Here is a 17802-nt window from a genome sequence, read left to right on the forward strand (position 1 = left end):
GGCGGCGATGGGGGCAGTTAAGGCTTATTCAGGTTTGGGAAGCGGCAGAACGATCGGCGTGTTCCCTTGCGGGGTCCAGACGATCAGGAAGACGCCTGCCCGGTTGGCGCGGCGCGCCGCATCGATCGCGGCCTGCAGATCCGCCGGGGTCCGGATCGGACCCGACCCGCTGCGCGTGATGACGAAGCCGGGCCGGAAATTCAGCTCGCCGATCGTCTCGGCGGTCGTCACCACCAGCCCGTTGATCGGCGCCGGGATCGAGTAACGCCGGCGCAGGGCGTCCGACATCGGCGCCACGGTCAGTCCACCGACTGATGCGCCCGCACCCTCCTGGGCCGAGGGGTTGTCCGGGTCCTGGTCCGGCCGGTTGTTCAGTTCAGTCTCGGACGGCCGAACACGCACACGGATCGTCAGGGTCTCCCGACGGCCGTCGCGCAACACCTCGAGGCGAATGGTCTCACCGGGGCGAACCTGTCCGATTCGGCGCGTCAGATCCGTCCGGTCGCGCACAGCCGTTCCGTTCAGCCGCGTGACGATGTCGCCCACCTGCACGCCGCCTGACTCAGCCGGCCCGCCGGGAGTCACCTCGCCGACGAAGGCCCCGGTGAAGCCCACGGGCAGGCCCAGCGCCTCGATCTGCTCGCGGCTCAGGTTGGTGATACCGACACCGACATAGCCCCGCTCGATGCTCTCGCCTCGCATAAGGCGATCCGTGATGGGCTTGGCGACCGATGCGGGGATGGCGAAGCCGATCCCCACTGATCCGCCCGTCTGGGAATAGATGGCCGAGTTCACACCGATGACACGGCCGTAGATATCGAAGGTCGGGCCGCCGGAATTGCCCTGGTTGATCGCTGCGTCGATCTGCAGATAGCCGACATAGGCGCTGTCGACGTCTCGGCCCTGCGCCGAGACGATGCCGGCGGTCGCCGTTCCGCCCAGACCGAAGGGATTGCCGACCGCGATGACCCAGTCCCCTACACGCGGGACCGCCGTTTCCTCGAAGCTGACGAACGGAAAATCAGTCCCCTCGACCTTGATCACGGCGAGGTCGGTGCTTTCGTCCCGACCGACGAGGCGGGCCTCCATTTCACGGCCGTCGGCGAGCTTGACGCGAATCTCGGTGGCGTCGGCGACGACGTGGTTGTTGGTGACGATGAAGCCGTTGGCGGCGATGAAGAAGCCGGACCCTGCTCCCATGGCCGTGGGCGCTTCAGCCTCCTCGCCGTCCTCGCCCTGGGGTCCCCCGGGGACGGGCACTGCCCCCAGACCGGGAATCTGAACGAAACGCTGCCGCGACTGGACCCGGGTCCTGACCTCGATCTGCACCACCGCCGGCGCAACCTGGGCGAAGATGTCGGCGAAGCTGAGGGGGGCGCCCTGCGGCGGGGCGAAGGCGAGGCCGGATCCGCCGGCGTCGGGCGACAGGCGGCCCGTGAAGCCCGCGACGGGACCCGCATTGGCCGAGGGCCAGTCGATGACGCCGCCGGCGGTCGCCGCGGCGGCGAAGGTCAGGCCTGCAATGGCCCCGAGCATGAATTCCTTGCGCTTCATCATAGGCGTGTCTTGCGATCCTCTCGTCGGGCGTCGAACGCCCGTTCGGCCTTGTAATATAGGGCTGCGATCCCTTTCACCAACGTTGCGACGTGATGAAGGGCCCGGAGTCCCTGCAAGCCTGATTCACGCTCTCGTCGGAACCGCGAAGCGATTCCTCCCCAAACAATCAGGCTCGTGCCTAGTGGTCAGACGGCTTTGCGTCAGGATCGGGGCGAACCGCCTGATCGGCGAGTATCCGCTCCAGATCAGCCTCCTCAGCCGCCGACAGGGGCTCGGTCGCCGGCGCGCGGCGACGCGTCGCGAACCACAGACCGGCGCCCGCCGCCAGCAGGGCCGCAAACGGGCCAAACCACAGCAGCCAGGTGCCACCTCTCAGCGGCGGCGTGAACAGGACGAAATCGCCGTAGCGTCGGACCAGATCGTCCCGGACCTGCTCGTCGGTTCGCCCGGCGGCGATCTGTTCACGCACCAGAACCCGCATGTCGGCGGCGATGCCGGCCGGGCTGTCGGCGATGGCCTCGTGCTGGCAGACGACGCAGCGGATGTCGTCGAACAGGGCCTGGGCGCGCGCCTCCTGCGCGGCGTCGGGCAGGGGGCGGTCTGGCGCGGGCGGGGGTTCCTGGGCAGCGGCGGGCGCGGAGGCCAGGAGCAAGGCGGCGGCGATCAGGAGGAGGCGCTTCATGCCGCGGATTTCCGGTTCACGCCCAGCCGCAGCCGCCGGTCCAGCAACGACAGCAGGCCACCCAGGGCCATGATCGTCGGACCGAGGAAGATCAGCCGTGCCCACGGATTCCACCACACACGCACGGTCCAGCCTGGCTCATCGGCGGCGGTCCGGCCGCGCTCGCCCAGCACCACATAGACGTCGTCCAGTCCGCGGAAATCGAGCCCGACCTCGGTCGTGGTCTGGCCCCCGGTGGGGAAGAAACGGCGCTCGGCGGTGACGGACTGCGGCGCCCCGCCGTCGCGCAGGGTGACGGTCAGCCGGCCCTGTTCGGCGAGATAGTTCGGTCCCTCGACGATCCGGACCTCGTCGAGACGCACGGCCCATTTTCCGGCCTCGATGGTCTGGCCGGGGGCGAGGGCGCGGGCCGCCTCGACGCGGTAGCCGGTCTCGACCACCGCCCCCAGAACGAAGACGCCCAGTCCGGCGTGGGCCAGGGTGGTGCCCCAGGCGCCGAGGGGCAGGCCGCGCGCGCGGCGCAGGCTCTCCGGCAGGGACGCCCGGAACAGGCGGAGCCGCTCGGCCAGTTCGGCGAGGGTTCCGAGGATCAACCAGGCGCCGAGACCGATCCCGGCGGCGGAGAGAGCCTTCTTCGGCTCGAAGACCGCCCAGCCCGCGAAAGCGATCAGGATGGCGAGGCCGGCGGCCACGGCCAGTCTTTGACCGACGCCCCTCAGATCGCCGCGCTTCCACGCCAGCAGCGGCCCCGCGGGCAGGATCAGCAGGGCGACGGCCATCAGCGGCACGAAGGTCAGGGCGAAATAGGGCGGGCCCACCGAGATGGCCGAGCCGTCTATCGCCTCAAGGATAAGCGGATAGAGGGTGCCCAGCAGTACCGTGGCGCAGGCGGCGGTCAGGAAGACATTGTTGAGCACCAGCGCGCCTTCGCGGCTGACCGGAGCGAACATCGCGCCGCCCTTGAGGTGGGGCGCGCGCCAGGCGAACAGGGCGAAGGCGGAACCGGAGGCGACGCCGAGGATGGCCAGCAGCATCAGACCGCGCTCGGGATCGACAGCGAAGGCGTGGACGCTGGTCAGGACACCCGACCTGACGAGGAAGGCGCCGAGCATGGAGAAGCTGAAGGCCAGCAGGGCGAGAAATGTGGTCCAGCCCGCCAGGGCGCCGCGTCGCTCGGTGACCACCGCTGAGTGCAGCAAGGCCGTCCCCGCCAGCCAGGGCAGGAAGCTGGCGTTCTCGACCGGATCCCAGAACCACCAGCCGCCCCAGCCGAGCTCATAATAGGCCCAGAAGGCGCCGAGGGTGATGCCGCCGGTCAGGAAGGCCCAGCTGGCCAGGGCCCAGGGCCGGACCCAGCGGCCCCAGGCCGGCCAGAAGCTGGAATTGGCCCGGCCCTCGATCAGGGCCGCCACCGCCAGCGAGAAACAGACCGAGAAGCCGACATAGCCGAGGTAGAGCAGCGGCGGATGGAAGGCGAGAGCCGGGTCCTGCAGCAGCGGGTTCAGCGAGCCGCCCTGGAACGGCGCCGGGTCGAGCCGCGCGAACGGGTTGGAGGTGAAGACGGCGAAGGCGAGGAACAGCACCCCGAGCAGGCCCTGTGTCGCCACCGCCGAGGCCTTGAGTCCGAACGGCAGGCCGCGCGCCCGCGTCAGGACCGCGCCGAATCCGGTCAGGACCAGACACCACAGCACCAGCGAGCCCTCATGGCTGCCCCAGGCGGCGGCCACCTTGTAGAGCATCGGCTTGTCGGTGTGGCTGTTGGCCGCGACATTGGAGACCGAGAAGTCCGAGACCGCGAAGGCCCAGATCAGGGCGGCGAAGGACAGGGCGACAGCGACCGCGCCGGCGACGGCCGCACCCTCGGCGGCGCCGGCCAGCACGGGACTGCGACGCAGGCGACCGGCGACGGCCATGCCGGTCTGCAGCACCGCCAGCGCCAAGGCGAGAATCAGGGCGAAGGCACCCAGTTCAACGATCACGTGGTTGGTGCTCCGGCGGGTGGCGTGCCTTCAGGCCGCCATTCGCCCTTGGCCTTGAGCCGGTCGGCGACCTCTCGCGGCATGTAGTTCTCGTCGTGCTTGGCCAGCACCTGGGTGGCGCGGAAGCTGCGATCGGGCTGGAAGGCGCCCTGGGTGACCACCCCCTGCCCCTCGCGGAACAGGTCGGGCAGGTCGCCCTGATAGACGATGCGGGTGGTCGCGGCATTGTCCGTGATCGCAAAGGCCACCTCGCCGTCGGCGCCACGCACCACGCTGCCCGCCTCGACCAGCCCGCCCAGCCGGATGACCCGGCCGGTGGGCGCAGTCTCTGCCGTCGCTTCGGACGGCGAGAAGAAGAAGGTGACGTTGTCTCGCATCGCATAGAGCGACAGGCCGACCGCCAGCGCCAGAACCGGAGCGACCGCGACGATAACCCACAGGCGGCGACGCGCCTTTGGCGATTTGGGCAGCCAGTTCATTCCGTTCCTCCCGGCAGTCGCCTTTGCAGGTCCGCCCGGCGCGGATCGGCCGGGTCAAGGACCGCGATCAGCGGCCCCCACATGGCCCGGACCATGGCCGGCTCGTTTCGGGCAAGCGCCGCCTCGCCGAGGAAATAGCGCGCGCCCAGCTGACCCGGATCACGACGCAGGGCCTGGGCGAAGGCGGCCTCGGCGTCGCCGCCGACCACGCCGCCATTGGCCCGGGTCAGGCTCTCGCCCAGCCTCGACCAGCTCTGGGCGTCGTCCGGCTGCAGCGCGAGGGCCCGTCGGAAGGCCGAGGCGGCGCCGATCGGATCGCCGGCCTCGAAACGGGCGGCGCCCAGCATGGTCAGAGCCTCATGATCGTTGGGCCGCTCGCTGACCACCCGTGCGGCCACGGCGGCGAGTTGCGGCGGCTGCAGCGTCTCCAGCTCAGTGGTCCACTGATCCACGCGGCGCTCATAGGCCTGGTCGGGCAGGCCCGGCGCGCCGACCAGGGCATAGAGGCCCAGCGTCGCCGCCGCGGTGACCGCCAGTCCGGCCAGCACCCAGAACCGGTCTCTGGTTCCGGCCCGGAGCGGAGCGGTTTCCCGGTCGGAGACGAGGATTCGGCGACCGGCCTCGGCGCGGGCTGCGGTCCAGCCGGCTTCGTCGAGCAATCCCCGCGCCTTCAGTCGATCCAGTTCGGCCAGTTCAGCGGCGACAGACACGGGCCCGTCGCCGTCGGCGCCCCGGCGCGCGCCGGCCAGCGCGCACAGGCCCGCGAGAGCCGTCAGAAGCGCCGTCATGATCCAGAATGCCGTCATCCCCGGCGATGTAGCCGATCAGGCGGCCCGCGACGAGGCCTCCGACCCCTTTGCAGGGGCGCCGGCGACCGCGGCCCGACGCCGCACCGTGCGCGCGGGCTCCTCGGCATCGATATGGTCAAGGCAGAGCGCCGACAGTTCGACGAGGCCGAGTGCATGAGCTTCGTCCCCGGCCTCGCCGTCATTGATCATCCGCAGCGTCTGGTCGGCATAGTCGGACAATCGGTCGGTCAGGGCGTCGACCAGGGTCTTGCGGTCGGCCTCGCAGCCGAAGGTCGAGGCCGGGCCGCGCGCCGATCCGACCAGTTTCAACAGGCTGAGAGCCGCGCCGACCGTGGGGCCGTCGACCGGGGCCGACAGTCGGGGCGCCTTGCGGGTCATGCGTCCGGCGATCTGCACCCGTTCCAGCGGCAGCGCCTCATCCACCGCCTTGTCCGCCGCGCGCAACAGGCCGGACAGACGTTGGGCGATGGCGACGCGCGCGTCCCGGACCGACTTGCCCCAGACGCTCTGCGGGTTGAGGGTCAGGGTCACGTCGAGTTCGCCGAGCACACCGGCGCACCAGTTGAGGTCGGCGATGACCGTATCGACCCGGTCCAGATCGGCGCCCGGCTTGAACGCCTCGATCTTGCGGGCGCGGACATCGACGCCGGTGATCAACCTATCGACGAAGCCGGCCAGCTCCGACTCGCTGAGGAAGCCCTCGCGCCCGGCCGCCAGCGAGGTCTGGGTGACGATGCGCAGGATCAGGACGGCGTCGTCGAGATGGGCGAACAGCATTTCGAGCACGCGCTGGGCGCCGTCGACGTGAACCCCGGCGCAATCCTTGAGCAGCAGACGCAGTTCGGCGATCTGGTCGCCGTCCGGCCGTTTGAGCCAGATCTCCAGTGAGGGCAGGCCCCGCCGCGCCAGATGGGCCAGATCGAGACAGGCCGCGAGGTCGGCGAGTCCCTTCTGACGGGCAGCCTCATCGCCGCCCTGGGGCCAGACAAGGTCGGGCTGGTCGCGCACGACACTGGCCGCCGCCTGACAGAAGCGGTCGGCGACACCGATGGTCGAGGGCTCATCCTGGTCCAGGTGGGGCAACAGATCGGGCTCACGTTCACTGGCGGCGCGCCACACGCGCGGCAGGATGTGAGACGGAAAGGTCATGGCGGCGATGCCGTCGGTGCGGGCGCGGAACATCGGGACCAAGGGAGCCAGCACCTTGGCCCGGCGCAACCTGTCGCGGGATTCCTCGCCAATGAGCATCCGGAGTTCGGCCGCGCGGCCGCCACCCATGGGCGCGACAGCGGCGGACACGGCTCTGAGCGCGGCTTCGGGACACCGCGCCAGCAGGGCGGTGAGCGCGACGCGGTGGGCGACAGAGAGCCCTGCCATGGGAAAAACCTCGAACCGGACCCATCCGGCGTACCGGACTATGGGTAGGCAGGGTTAACAACCGCTATCCAGACGGATGAAATCAGGCCTCAGCCGCGGGCAGTTCGAGCAACACCTTGAGGCCGCCAAGATCGCTGTCGGCGAGGGTGATCTTGCCGCCGTAGGCGCGCGTCAGCTCGACCACGATCGACAGGCCGAGACCCGAACCCGGCGTGGTTTCGTCCATGCGGGCGCCGCGTTCCAGCGCCGCCTCGCGCTGGTCCGCGGGCAGGCCGGGGCCGTCGTCCTCGACCACCACCACCATCTGCCCCAGGCCGGTCGGGCCGGCGGTGATGCGGACGCGGCGCTTCGCCCATTTGCAGGCGTTTTCCATCAGATTGCCGAGGATTTCCTGCAGGTCCTGCCTTTCGCCCCGGAAGCCGAGCTCATCGGGCGCGCGCCAGTCGATCTCGACCGCCTTCTCCTCGAACACGCGCTCGAGCATGACCGCCATCTCGTCCAGCACCTCGGCTATGGGGGTGCGTTCGCCCAGCAGCTGGGCGCGGGCGGCGGCGCGGGCGCGGCGCAGGTGGTGGTCCACCTGGGCCTTCATCACCTCGGTCTGTTTGCGGACCATGTCCGGCAGGTCGCCCTTCTGCGATCCGGCCTCGGACAGCATGACCGACAGCGGCGTTTTCAGCGCATGGGCCAGGTTGCCGACGTGGGTGCGCTGCCGTTCGACCGTCTCCTGGTTGTGGTCCAGCAGGCGGTTGACCTGTTCGGCCAGCGGTTGGATTTCCATCGGATAGGTCCGGACGATGCGGGCGGCCTTGCCCTTTCGGACGTCGGCGATCTCATTGCGGAGACTGAACAACGGACGCAGGCCGATCTGCACCTGCAGGAAGACGGCGATGACCAGTCCCAGGCCGAGGATCAGCAGGGACGTCCAGGTGAAGGTCGCGAACTGGCGGGTATCGTTCTCGATATTGGTCCGGTCGATCGCGGCCATGAACACCAGCGGTTCGCTGCGTCCCGGCAGCGACTTCAGGCTGGCGGCGACTCTCAGCGGCTGACGCAGCGGCGGACGCAGGAAGCCGGGGTCGTTGAAGCTGATGGTGGCTCCGTTGGCGTCGGCCAACCGGCCCGGAAGACCCCGGGGCACGGCCAGTTCCTCTCCCGCAAGGGAAGGCGAGCCGGCGATGAAACGTACGCCGCCTTCGCCGTCCAGCTCGGCCACAGCCCAGTATTTTCCGGACAGGGCCCGGTCTGTCTGGGCATCCCGGATTTCAGCGACGACGACGCCATCCGGTCCCGCATTGGTCGCGATCACCACCTCGTCGATGGTCTCGGCCAGCACATTGCCCAGGCGTCGGAGGGCGGATTCCTGATACTGGCTGGTCAGGGCCCAGCCGGTGAGGACAAGGGCCAGTACGATCCATCCGGACGCGAGCCAGATCAGCCGTCGGGTCAGGCTGCGACCCGGTCGCCCGAACCAGCGGCCCCAGGACCTGTCGTCGGCCGGAGCCGATTCGCCCCCCGCCGCCTCGGTCACGCCCCTTCGGACTCCCCGGCCAGCGGCGTCAGGCGGTAGCCGAGACCGCGCACGGTCTCGATCCGGTCGGGCCCGATCTTCTTGCGCAGGCGGCCGACGAAGACCTCGATGGTGTTGGAGTCGCGATCGAAGTCCTGGTCGTAAAGATGTTCGACCAGTTCGGTGCGGCTGATGACCCGGCCCTGATGCATCATCAGATAGTGCAGCAACCGGTATTCCAGCGATGTCAGGCGCAGGGGCTCGCCGTTGACCGTGGCGCGGGCCGCGCGCGGGTCGAGGCGAAGGCCGCCGCACGACAGGGTCGCCGAGGCGATCCCCGCCGAGCGCCGCAGCAGGGCACGCAGCCGAGCCAGCAGCTCCTCGGTGTGGAAGGGCTTGGTCAGATAGTCGTCGGCCCCGGCGTCGAAGCCCGACACCTTGTCCGACCAGGCGCCGCGCGCGGTCAGGATCAGAACGGGCGTGGTCTTGCCGTCGCGGCGCCAGCGTTCCAGCACCGAGACGCCGTCGATCTTGGGCAGGCCGAGGTCCAGCACGACCACGTCATAGGGTTCGGTATCGCCGAGGAAATGGGCTTCCTCGCCGTCCGCGGCGTGATCGACGGCGTAGCCGGCGTCGCCCAGGGCCAGTTTCAGCTGGCGCGAGAGATCGACGTCGTCCTCGACAAGCAAGATTCGCATTCAGCGTTCTCCCACAACCCGGCCGCTGCGGGCGTCCACCATGATGTCGGCGACGCGGCCGCCGGGATACTCCCAGCGCACAACAATGGTGTCGCCCCTGTTGCTGGCGCCAAGGAAACGTCCCTGGCGGCCCGAGGAGGCGCGCTGAACAGCCTCGCCCACGCTGATGCGGCGTTCCTCCTGCTGCTGACGCTCAGCGCGGGGGCCACGGTCCTGCGCAACCGCCTGCGACAGGGGCGCGGCGGCGATCAGGGCTGCAAGCAGTATGGCGGACGGGCGGATCATGAAGAGCGGTCTAGGCCTCAGGCTCTGAACGACGGCTGAACGGCGAGTGTAGACATGTTTCACCTTTCGCGCCGCCCCCCTCGCGCGCGCGGCGAGGATTTGCAGTCCGGGCGGGGCGTTCGGGGCGTGACGACGAATTCATGCTGATGAATGAAAGCTGACATGCGCCGTTCAGATCGCGCTCAGCCGGTGAATGGTCATCTCGGATCAACGCCGGCCACCCCGGTCCGCGTGGAACGCTCAAGGAGAAGTCCGATGATGAAGAAAATTTTCATCCCCGCCCTCGCCCTGGCCGCGGCTTCCGTCGCGGTCCCCGCCATGGCCCAGTCCTACGGCCACCAGGACCGGGACGGTCGGGGTGGTTATGAACAGGACCGTGGTCGCTATGACAATAACCGTGGCGGCGACCGGGGTGGTCGCTGGGACAATGATCGCGGTGGCGGCTGGCAGAACATCAGCCAGCGCAAATACCAGCTGGACCGCCGCATCGATCAGGGCGAACGCACCCGTCAACTCAGCCGCCGGGAAGCGACCCGGCTGCGCAACGAACTGAACGCCCTGGTGCGTCTGGAACGGACCTATATGCGCGGCGGCCTCTCGGCTCGCGAGCGGTTTGAGCTGGACCGCCGCTACGATCGCCTGTCCATGCAGATCCGCGCCGAACGCCGCGACAACGACAACCGTCGCTACTAGGGCCAGACCTTCCTCCCCGAAGGTCCGGGGGGCGCGATCCGCAAGGGTCGCGCCCCTTTCCCTGTCTCAGACCCGGAGTCGGCTCTCGATCACGGTGACGGCCCGTCCGCGCAGCAGCACCCGGTCGCCGCGGGTCTCGGTCTCGATGTCGCCGCCCCGGCCGGGAAAGACCTGCCGGAACCGCACCGTCGTCAGGCCGAGCTTGCCGGCATACAGCGGCCCCAGGATGCAGTGAGCCGAACCGGTCGCCGGATCCTCATCCACGCCGCAACCCGGCGCGAAGAAGCGGTCGACCACATCGACGTCATCCGCGGCCTCCGCCCGCGCGCAGACAATCACCTGACCGATCTCGCCGGCCTCGCCCTGTATGGTCGCCAGCGCACGGATGTCGGGTGTCACGGCATGCACCGCCGCCGCATCGTCCAGCACCGCCACGAGATACCGCCCCGCCCAGACCTCGACCGGCGTGACCCCCAGCGCCTCGACCAGACCGTCCGGCGCCGCGGTCCGCCGTGGCGGATCGGCGGGGAAGTCCATCTCATAGCCGCCGGCCGCCTGCACCACCATCAGCGGACCGGAGCGGGTGTCGAAGGTAATGGCCGCGGCCTCGAGCCCAAGCTCGGCCAGCAGCACATGGGCCGAGGCCAGGGTGGCATGGCCGCACAGATCGACCTCCATCCCCGGCGTGAACCAGCGCAGGCCGAACCGCGCCGGATCACCGGTGCGCAGCAGGAAGGCCGTCTCCGCCTGATTGTTCTCCTTCGCGAGCACCTGCATCCAGCCGTCGGACGGCCACGCGTAGAAGGGCTCGACCACGCAGGCGGGGTTGCCCTTGAACGGGGCGGCGGCGAAGGCGTCGACGGTCCACTGCCTCATCGGTCGGCCTCCGTAACCACTGTCAGTTCCGGCCAGCGCGCCTGCGCCCGTTCGACCACGCGCGGCCAGTCCTTCGCCCGGGGGCGGTTCGGATTGGGCCGCAGGGTCAGGGCGAAGACGTCCTCCAGTCCCAGCGGCGCCGCCACGCTGATCGTGTCATCCCGCTCAAGCCGCACCCCGACTGCGAAGGCCGGGGCCACGAAGCGTTCGAGCGCCTCATCCGTCCCGGACAGGGGATCATAGGGCTCGCCGAAATGGGCGGGGAACCAGATCGGCACGCGCGCCTGGTTGCGGACCTCGACCGTGCTGCGGAACGGCTCGTCGAAGGCGGCCGCTACGCGTTTGATCACGACATCCTCGGCGTCCCAGCTGGTGTCCGGATCAAAATAGCCGACGTCATAATCCCGGACGCCATAGCCCGCCGGACGGCCGGTCAGGGCGTTCCAGACGCTCTGGTAGACCGCCCCCGAGAAGATGCGCCAGTCCGGCAGGCCCTGATCCCGAACCCCCTTCAGGACGTGCATCAGGCCGGGGTCGGCGCGGACGATCTCCACCAGCCGCGCTTCAAGGCCGCTCATGCGTCGCGCCTCAGCGGCCAGCCGTGGTCCAGCGGCCCGTGTCCTCCGCCCAGCCCCGGCGCCCGGCGGATGGCCTCGGCGACATAGGCCCAGGCATTGGCGACGGCGACTTCCAGCGGCAGGCCCTGCGCGACCCCCGCCGCGCAGGCGCTGGCCAGGGTGCAGCCGGTGCCATGGGTGTTGCGGGTGTCGAACCGCTCGCCCTCCAGCAGGGTCTCGCCCGTCGGTGTCAGCAGCAGATCCACCACCGTCTCGCCCGGCACATGGCCGCCCTTCATCAGCACCGCCCGCGCGCCCATGGCCAGCAGGGCCTCGCCGGCGCGGCGCTGGCCGTCGAGATCGGCGACGGCGATGCCGGTCAGGGCCTCGGCCTCGGGCGCATTGGGGGTCAGCAGGGCCGCGCGCGGGATCATCAGCGACCGCACGGCGGCCACGGCGTCGTCCGCCAGCAGCGGGTGGCCGCCCTTGGCTATCATGACCGGATCGACCACCGCCGGAGCGCCTGACGAATCGAGGATGGCCGCGACCCGCTCCACCACCGCCGTCGAGCCCAGCATGCCGGTCTTGATCGCATCGGCGCCGATGTCGTCCAGCACCGCCCGCGCCTGCGCCTCGATGAGGTCCAGCGGCAGCGGGTGCACGCCATGGACGCCGAGGGTGTTCTGCACGGTGATGGCGGTGATGGCCGTGGCGGCGTATCCGCCCAGCATGGTCACGGCCTTGATGTCGGCCTGGATTCCCGCGCCGCCGCCCGAATCCGAGCCGGCGATGATGAGGACGCGTCCGAGGAAGGAGGGCATGGCGCTGGATGACCAATCCCGAGCCATCGTGCAAGCCCGGTGGTCCTTGAGCCGCCCGGATCTATGCCGCGCCGACCGCCGCCTGCACCGCCAGGGCCTGCACCGTCTCGCGCACATCATGGACCCGGACGATCCCGGCTCCCCGACGGGCCGCCTCGAGCGCCAGGGCCAGCGATCCGCCCAATCGGTCGCCGGAGTCAGTCGCCGTCGGGTCGACGGACTGGATCACCCGCTTGCGGCTGGCTCCATACAGGACCGGAAAGCCGGCCGCGGCCAGCCGGTCCAGCCGCGCCGTCAGGGCCAGATTGTGGGCCGCCGTCTTGCCGAATCCGATGCCGGGGTCGAGCCATATCCGCTCGCGCGCCACCCCCGCCGCCATCGCCGCCTCAGCCCGGCCGCTCAGCCAGCCGGCGACTTCTTCGACCACATCGTCATAGTGAGGGTCGGCCTGCATGGTCCGCGGCTCGCCTTTCATATGCATCAGCACCACGTCGCAGCCGAGCTCGGCGGCCGTCGCGAGGCTGTCGGGCGCAAGGCCGAGCGCCGTCACGTCGTTCCACATCGACGCCCCGGCGGCCACGGCCGCGCGGGCGACGGCGGGCTTCATGGTGTCGATGCTGACCGGGCCGGTCCAGCCGGCGGCGCGCAGGCCCTCGATGACCGGAACCACCCGGGCGATCTCCTCGGCTTCGGCGACGGGCGCGGCGCCGGGACGGGTGCTCTCGCCGCCGATGTCGAGAATGTCCGCCCCCTGTTCAACCAGCCGCAGGCCGTGGGCCACCGCGACCTCGACCGAAGTCAGCCGGCCCCCGTCGGAGAAGCTGTCGGGCGTGACGTTGACGATGCCCATGACGCGGGGGCGCTTCAGGGGCGGCTCCATCAGTCCCTGCCCCCGATCAGGCTGCCGATGGCGTCGAGATAGGCGCCGAAGGCCTTGCGGCCCGCAGGCGTGATCGACACCCGGGTCAGGGGCTTGTTGTCCTTGAAACTCTTGGCGATGGCCACGAAGCCCGCCTCCTCCAGCTTCTTCAGATGGACAGACAGATTGCCCTGGGTGGCCTCAAGCACGGTCTTGAGCTCGGTGAAGTCGGCGCTGTCGGCGTCGGACAGATAGACCATGATCCCCAGCCGCATGCGGCCGTGGATGACCTCGTCGATCCGTCCGAGATCGGCCAGTCCCATGGTTCAGGCCGCCTTCGATCCGGAGCGGGCGTCGCGGAACAGGATCCAGCCCGGCAGGGCGAACAGCAGGAACAAGGCGACGGTGCAGACGCCGAGATACAGGAAGGGCTCGCGCACCAGCACGCCCAGCGCCACGGCCGTGGCCCAGCCGCCCAGCGCCGTGGCCAGCATCCAGCCCTTCCGCTTCAGCGTCCAGGCCATGTACCAGGCCGCGGCCTGCAGGGCGAAGACGATGGCGGCGTAATAGAGCCAGATGGCGAAGTCCTGATCGCGCCAGGCACCCACGCCGAAGACGATGATGACGGCGCAGTTGGCCATGCCGGTGGCGCTGAAGGCGGCGTTCAGGGTGCGCGTCGCCATCGGTCCGCGATTGGATCCACCGGTCTTGCGATCCTTGAGGATCGCCCAGGTCAGGATCGACAGGAAGGTCGCGCTGATCCCGACCACGAAGGCCAGGTTGGCCAGGTCCGGCCAGCGGATCAGGCCTGTCGCCTGACCGACGTGGAACAGGCACTGCAGGCCATACAGCAGGCCGCCGGCCAGATAGCAGATCGCCAGCGTCATCGGCGGCCGCCCGCCGCCCTCGACGATCGAGCGCATGAAGGCGAGGTCGTCCTCGGCGGAATGCAGGCGGGGCTTGGCGGGCATGACGATTCTCCGGAGCCGGCTCGTCCTTGGGGTGGACGAGCCGGCGGGTATTGGCAAGTTATTCGGCGGGCGAGAATTCCGGGTCCCGCTGATGGCGCCAGGGGATGCGGCGGCCGTTCAGCCAGCCGCCGACGAAGCTGTGACGGACCAGCAGTTCGTAGGTCAGCAGGCTGATCGCCATTGTTCCCCCGATGACCACGCCGAACTTGACGAACCAGGGCCAGGTCTCGTTCACCACCAGGATCTGGCCGACCATGACCAGCGGCAGGTGGACGATGTAGACCCAGTAGGACGAGTCAGCGAGGTAGCGGCGGACGGCGCTGTATCCCGAGGCGAAGCGAAGGGCCAGCGACAGGACCGCGAAGACCGAGGCGAAGACCGCCAGGGCCATCACCGCGGCCAATGGGGCCTTCAGCTCCGGATCGGTGACCGGCGCAAGCTCCGGGACCGGGCCGCCGACCATGACCATAGCCGCCGTCCCGACGCCCAGCGCCACGACCGTGAACACGGGCCACAGGCGCTCGATGCGGACCAGCAGGTCGCGGCGACGGTCCAGCAGGAAGCCGAGGCCGAAGGCGGTCCCGAAGGCGGTCAGGGCGGTCGCATTGGGAACCAGTCCCGTGTCCGGCGTCGGAATGCCGAAGAAGGGCATCCAGTTGGGCGTCAGCCAGAAGGCGACCGCCAGCGGAGCGGCCATCAGGGCCGGGGTCCAGGGACCGATCAGGGCGCCGGTGATGCGGTCGACGAACCGGCCCCAGCCGCCGTCGCGATCCGCCATCGCAAACGGCGCGCGCAGGATCAGCATGCCGACATAGAGGATCAGCAGCACCCAGAGGAACCACAGGTGGGTCAGCGGAAAGGTCTCGAGCGTCAGCGGCGGTGGGGGCGGTCCGTCGGTCGGAATGGTTCCTCCGTTGCGGATGGCGGCCATCCAGATCAGCCCCGCGATGATGGCGGCGAGGACCGGAAACCAGAAGGCTGCCAGCGGCCCCGCGATCCGCATCCCCCGATCCTTGATGAAACCGACGGTTCCGCGCCGGTCGAGCATCATGTGCGCGAACAGACCGGCGATCAGGAAGAAGCTCGTCATGCGGAAGAGGTGGATGGCGAAAAAGATGGCGCTGGCCACCGGGGAGTTGTCGGTGTCGGGCACGATCCAGATCGTGACCGGGAAATAGGACATCGAAGCGTGCAGGACGACGCCCAGCAGCAGGGCGGTCCCGCGCAGGGCGTCGAGGCCGTGCAGGCGCCCGGACGGGTAGGTCTCGGAATGGGTCATCGAACCGTTCTCTTTCACAGACGGCGGTCGGGGGAATTCAGGGCCGCGAGAAGCCGGCGGACGGCGTCAGACACCACCTGCGGCTCATCCAGCGGAATCACATGGCCGCTGTTCTCAGCGACGATCAGCACGCTGTTGGAGGACAGGGCCGCCAGACTCTCCTGGTTCCGGCGATGGTTCAGGTCCGCCTCGCTCGGCGGGGACATCGTTCGCCCCCGGCGGATGACGATCAGCGGCAGCTGGCCCAGCGCACCCGGCGCGCCCGGAGGCAGGGTCGCCGCGTCAAGCCCGGCCAGGGCTTCGAACTCGGCCTTCACCCCTCGCAGAATTTCCGGCGTGAACGCCATCTGCACTTCCGCGGAGGTCCCTGCCGGCATGCCGATGATGGGAACCCCCGGTCGGGAGACGGCCAGCGCCGCATCGATCTGTGAGACGGTCGGCCCCCGGGCAGCCTCGAAATCGGGGAGATCGCGTTCCGAACTGCCGTCCACCAGCACCAGACCCGCCACCTGACCGGGATAGGCCTCGGCGTAGGCGCGGATCAAAAGCCCGCCGAGCGAATGACCGACCAGGACAAAGGGTCCCTCCAGCCCAGCGGCCTGGAGCAGGGCGTGCAAGTCCCGCGTCCTGTCGGCATAGGTCCAGCCTTCGGGGGTCGGGTCGCTCCAGCCCATCCCGCTGCGGTCATAGGTGCAGGCCCGGGCGAAGCCGGCGATGGCGTCCTGGGTGGCCGCCAGGGTCGAATTGGCCGTGTACTGCGACAGCCCCGCCTCGAAGATCACCGTCGGGCCGGAGCCCTCGCCCTTGCAGAAGATGTGCAGCCGCCGGTCCGCCACCACCTCGACGAGCCGCCCCGGCGCCGCGGGACGAACATAGCCGCCGGGCCCGGCGGGCGCCTGATCGGCGGCGGTCGGGTTCGATGAGCTCTGGGCCGTCACGGGCGCGGCCACGCCCAAGGCAAGCAGGCTCACCGCCACGGCGCCGGCCTTCAGCGCGGTCCGTCGCAAGGCGTCGAGGCCGTACAGGCGGTCGGACGGACGGGTTTCGTATGACGACATGGAAGGGCTCCCCTATTGATGGAAGGCCATATCTCATAGACTTGTTTATAATGCAAACAAGTTCGCCTGAAAGAACCCGCCGCGAGCGACGCCCACGGCGGGTCTTGTCTGTTCAGCCGGTCAATGGACGGTCTGGACCTCGGCGGGGGCGCTGTCCGGCGCCGGGGTGATCGGCACGGAGACCGACGGGCCGGCGTTGGGGAAGTTGCTCTCGTCGCGGTTCGGGGCGACGCCCTTCTCCAGCAGATCCTTGATCTCCTGACCCGACAGGGTCTCGTATTCGAGCAGGGCCTGGGCCAGTGTCTCCAGATCAGCGGCCTTGTCGGTCAGGATCTGGCGAGCCTCGTCCCAGCCGGCGCCGACGATGCGCTTGACCTCGGAATCGATGATCCGGGCCGTCTCTTCCGAGACGTTCTGGCTGCGCGCCACCGAGTGGCCGAGGAAGACCTCCTGCTCGTTCTCGCCATAGGCGACCGTGCCGAGGATGTCCGAGAAGCCCCACTGGGTGACCATGCGGCGCGCCAGTTTCGACGCCTGCTGGATGTCCGACGAGGCGCCCGAGGTGATGTTCTCCTTGCCGAAGATCAGCTCCTCGGCCACGCGGCCGCCGGCCATGATGGCGATGCGATCGACCATCTGCTGGTACTTCATGGAATAGCGGTCGCCTTCCGGCAGCTGCATGACCATGCCGAGGGCCTGGCCGCGCGGGACGATGGTCGCCTTGTGCACGGGGTCGGCCATCTTGACGTTCATGGCCACGATGGCGTGGCCGCCCTCGTGATAGGCAGTCAGGCGGCGCTCTTCCTCGTTCATGGCCATGGATTTGCGCTCGGCGCCCATCATGACCTTGTCCTTGGCGTCCTCGAAGTCGCGATGGGTGACCATGCGGCGGTCCTTGCGGGCCGCCATCAGGGCCGCCTCGTTCACGAGGTTGGCCAGGTCGGCGCCGGAGAAGCCGGGGGTGCCGCGGGCGATGGTCTTGACCATGACATCCGAGGCCAGCGGCACGTCCTTCATGTGGACGCGCAGGATTTTCTCGCGGCCGTTTACATCGGGGTTCGGCACCACGACCTGACGGTCGAAACGGCCGGGACGCAGCAGGGCCGGGTCCAGCACATCGGGACGGTTGGTGGCGGCGATCAGGATGATGCCCTCATTGGCCTCGAACCCGTCCATCTCGACCAGCAGCTGGTTCAGGGTCTGCTCGCGCTCGTCATTGCCGCCGCCCAGACCGGCGCCGCGGTGACGGCCGACGGCGTCGATCTCGTCGATAAAGATGATGCACGGAGCGTTCTTCTTGGCCTGTTCGAAC

Annotated in this window: 19 protein-coding genes; 1 reads left to right on the forward strand and 18 read right to left on the reverse strand. The window is 69.4% G+C overall.

The features are described from left to right. Positions 1-24: 24 nt before the first annotated feature. From B3E43_RS10315 to B3E43_RS10355, 9 genes are all read right to left on the reverse strand, one after another. The gene (locus B3E43_RS10315) at positions 25-1554 is read right to left on the reverse strand and encodes a trypsin-like peptidase domain-containing protein (protein WP_349677579.1); all 1530 of its coding nucleotides are present in this window, start codon (positions 1552-1554) and stop codon (positions 25-27) included. 181 nt (positions 1555-1735) lie between these two features. After that, a complete protein-coding gene (locus B3E43_RS10320; RefSeq protein ID WP_292029134.1) occupies positions 1736-2239 on the reverse strand; it encodes a cytochrome c-type biogenesis protein in 504 nt (167 codons plus the stop codon). Beyond that, the gene (locus B3E43_RS10325) at positions 2236-4218 is read right to left on the reverse strand and encodes a heme lyase CcmF/NrfE family subunit (RefSeq protein WP_292029135.1); all 1983 of its coding nucleotides are present in this window, start codon (positions 4216-4218) and stop codon (positions 2236-2238) included. Before B3E43_RS10325 ends, B3E43_RS10320 begins: the two co-directional genes overlap by 4 nt. After that, positions 4215-4697: a cytochrome c maturation protein CcmE gene (gene ccmE, locus B3E43_RS10330; RefSeq protein WP_292029136.1), complete on the reverse strand. Its 483-nt coding sequence runs from the start codon at positions 4695-4697 to the stop codon at positions 4215-4217. Before ccmE ends, B3E43_RS10325 begins: the two co-directional genes overlap by 4 nt. Beyond that, a complete protein-coding gene (ccmI, locus tag B3E43_RS10335) occupies positions 4694-5485 on the reverse strand; it encodes a c-type cytochrome biogenesis protein CcmI (protein WP_292029137.1) in 792 nt (263 codons plus the stop codon). The genes ccmE and ccmI overlap by 4 nt, the downstream gene beginning before the upstream one ends. 36 nt (positions 5486-5521) lie before the next feature. Beyond that, complete coding sequence (locus tag B3E43_RS10340; protein WP_292029138.1) at positions 5522-6883, reverse strand: hypothetical protein; 1362 nt, start codon at positions 6881-6883, stop codon at positions 5522-5524. A gap of 82 nt (positions 6884-6965) precedes the next feature. Further along, positions 6966-8414 carry an ATP-binding protein gene (locus B3E43_RS10345; protein WP_292029142.1) on the reverse strand — a complete coding sequence of 483 codons (1449 nt, stop codon included), beginning with the start codon at positions 8412-8414 and terminating at the stop codon, positions 6966-6968. Next, positions 8411-9091 carry a response regulator transcription factor gene (locus tag B3E43_RS10350; RefSeq protein WP_292029146.1) on the reverse strand — a complete coding sequence of 227 codons (681 nt, stop codon included), beginning with the start codon at positions 9089-9091 and terminating at the stop codon, positions 8411-8413. Before B3E43_RS10350 ends, B3E43_RS10345 begins: the two co-directional genes overlap by 4 nt. After that, entirely contained in the window at positions 9092-9376 is a 285-nt protein-coding gene (locus B3E43_RS10355; protein ID WP_292029148.1) for a hypothetical protein, read from the reverse strand. A gap of 255 nt (positions 9377-9631) precedes the next feature. On the opposite strand from B3E43_RS10355, the gene B3E43_RS10360 reads away from it, so the two are divergent. Beyond that, on the forward strand, positions 9632-10069 hold the full coding sequence (locus tag B3E43_RS10360; protein ID WP_349677580.1) for a hypothetical protein: 438 nt from the start codon (positions 9632-9634) through the stop codon (positions 10067-10069). A 66-nt stretch (positions 10070-10135) separates the two neighbouring features. Here B3E43_RS10360 and B3E43_RS10365 read toward each other — a convergent pair whose 3' ends face one another. The 9 genes from B3E43_RS10365 to B3E43_RS10405 all read right to left on the reverse strand — a co-directional run. Next, a complete protein-coding gene (locus B3E43_RS10365) occupies positions 10136-10945 on the reverse strand; it encodes a PhzF family phenazine biosynthesis protein (RefSeq protein ID WP_292029150.1) in 810 nt (269 codons plus the stop codon). Continuing rightward, complete coding sequence (locus B3E43_RS10370; protein WP_292029151.1) at positions 10942-11523, reverse strand: nucleotidyltransferase family protein; 582 nt, start codon at positions 11521-11523, stop codon at positions 10942-10944. The genes B3E43_RS10365 and B3E43_RS10370 overlap by 4 nt, the downstream gene beginning before the upstream one ends. Further along, positions 11520-12323 (reverse strand): bifunctional hydroxymethylpyrimidine kinase/phosphomethylpyrimidine kinase, encoded by an 804-nt coding sequence (gene thiD / locus B3E43_RS10375; protein ID WP_292029152.1) that lies wholly within the window; start codon positions 12321-12323, stop codon positions 11520-11522. The genes B3E43_RS10370 and thiD overlap by 4 nt, the downstream gene beginning before the upstream one ends. Before the next feature lie 61 nt (positions 12324-12384). Next, entirely contained in the window at positions 12385-13203 is an 819-nt protein-coding gene (gene folP / locus B3E43_RS10380) for a dihydropteroate synthase (RefSeq protein ID WP_292029153.1), read from the reverse strand. Next, complete coding sequence (locus B3E43_RS10385) at positions 13203-13505, reverse strand: winged helix-turn-helix domain-containing protein (protein WP_292029156.1); 303 nt, start codon at positions 13503-13505, stop codon at positions 13203-13205. The genes folP and B3E43_RS10385 overlap by 1 nt, the downstream gene beginning before the upstream one ends. A gap of 3 nt (positions 13506-13508) precedes the next feature. Further along, the gene (locus B3E43_RS10390; protein ID WP_292029158.1) at positions 13509-14153 is read right to left on the reverse strand and encodes a hypothetical protein; all 645 of its coding nucleotides are present in this window, start codon (positions 14151-14153) and stop codon (positions 13509-13511) included. Between the two features lie 58 nt (positions 14154-14211). Beyond that, a complete protein-coding gene (locus tag B3E43_RS10395; protein WP_292029159.1) occupies positions 14212-15432 on the reverse strand; it encodes an acyltransferase family protein in 1221 nt (406 codons plus the stop codon). A 14-nt stretch (positions 15433-15446) separates the two neighbouring features. After that, positions 15447-16490, reverse strand: a complete 1044-nt coding sequence (locus B3E43_RS10400) for an alpha/beta fold hydrolase (RefSeq protein WP_292029161.1) — start codon at positions 16488-16490, stop codon at positions 15447-15449. 120 nt (positions 16491-16610) lie between these two features. Next, on the reverse strand, positions 16611-17802 hold a 1192-nt coding region (locus B3E43_RS10405), incomplete at its 5' end, for an ATP-dependent metallopeptidase FtsH/Yme1/Tma family protein (protein WP_292029164.1).

It is taken from the genome of Brevundimonas sp. UBA2416, assembly GCF_002343105.1.
In the GTDB taxonomy this organism is placed as follows: domain Bacteria; phylum Pseudomonadota; class Alphaproteobacteria; order Caulobacterales; family Caulobacteraceae; genus Brevundimonas.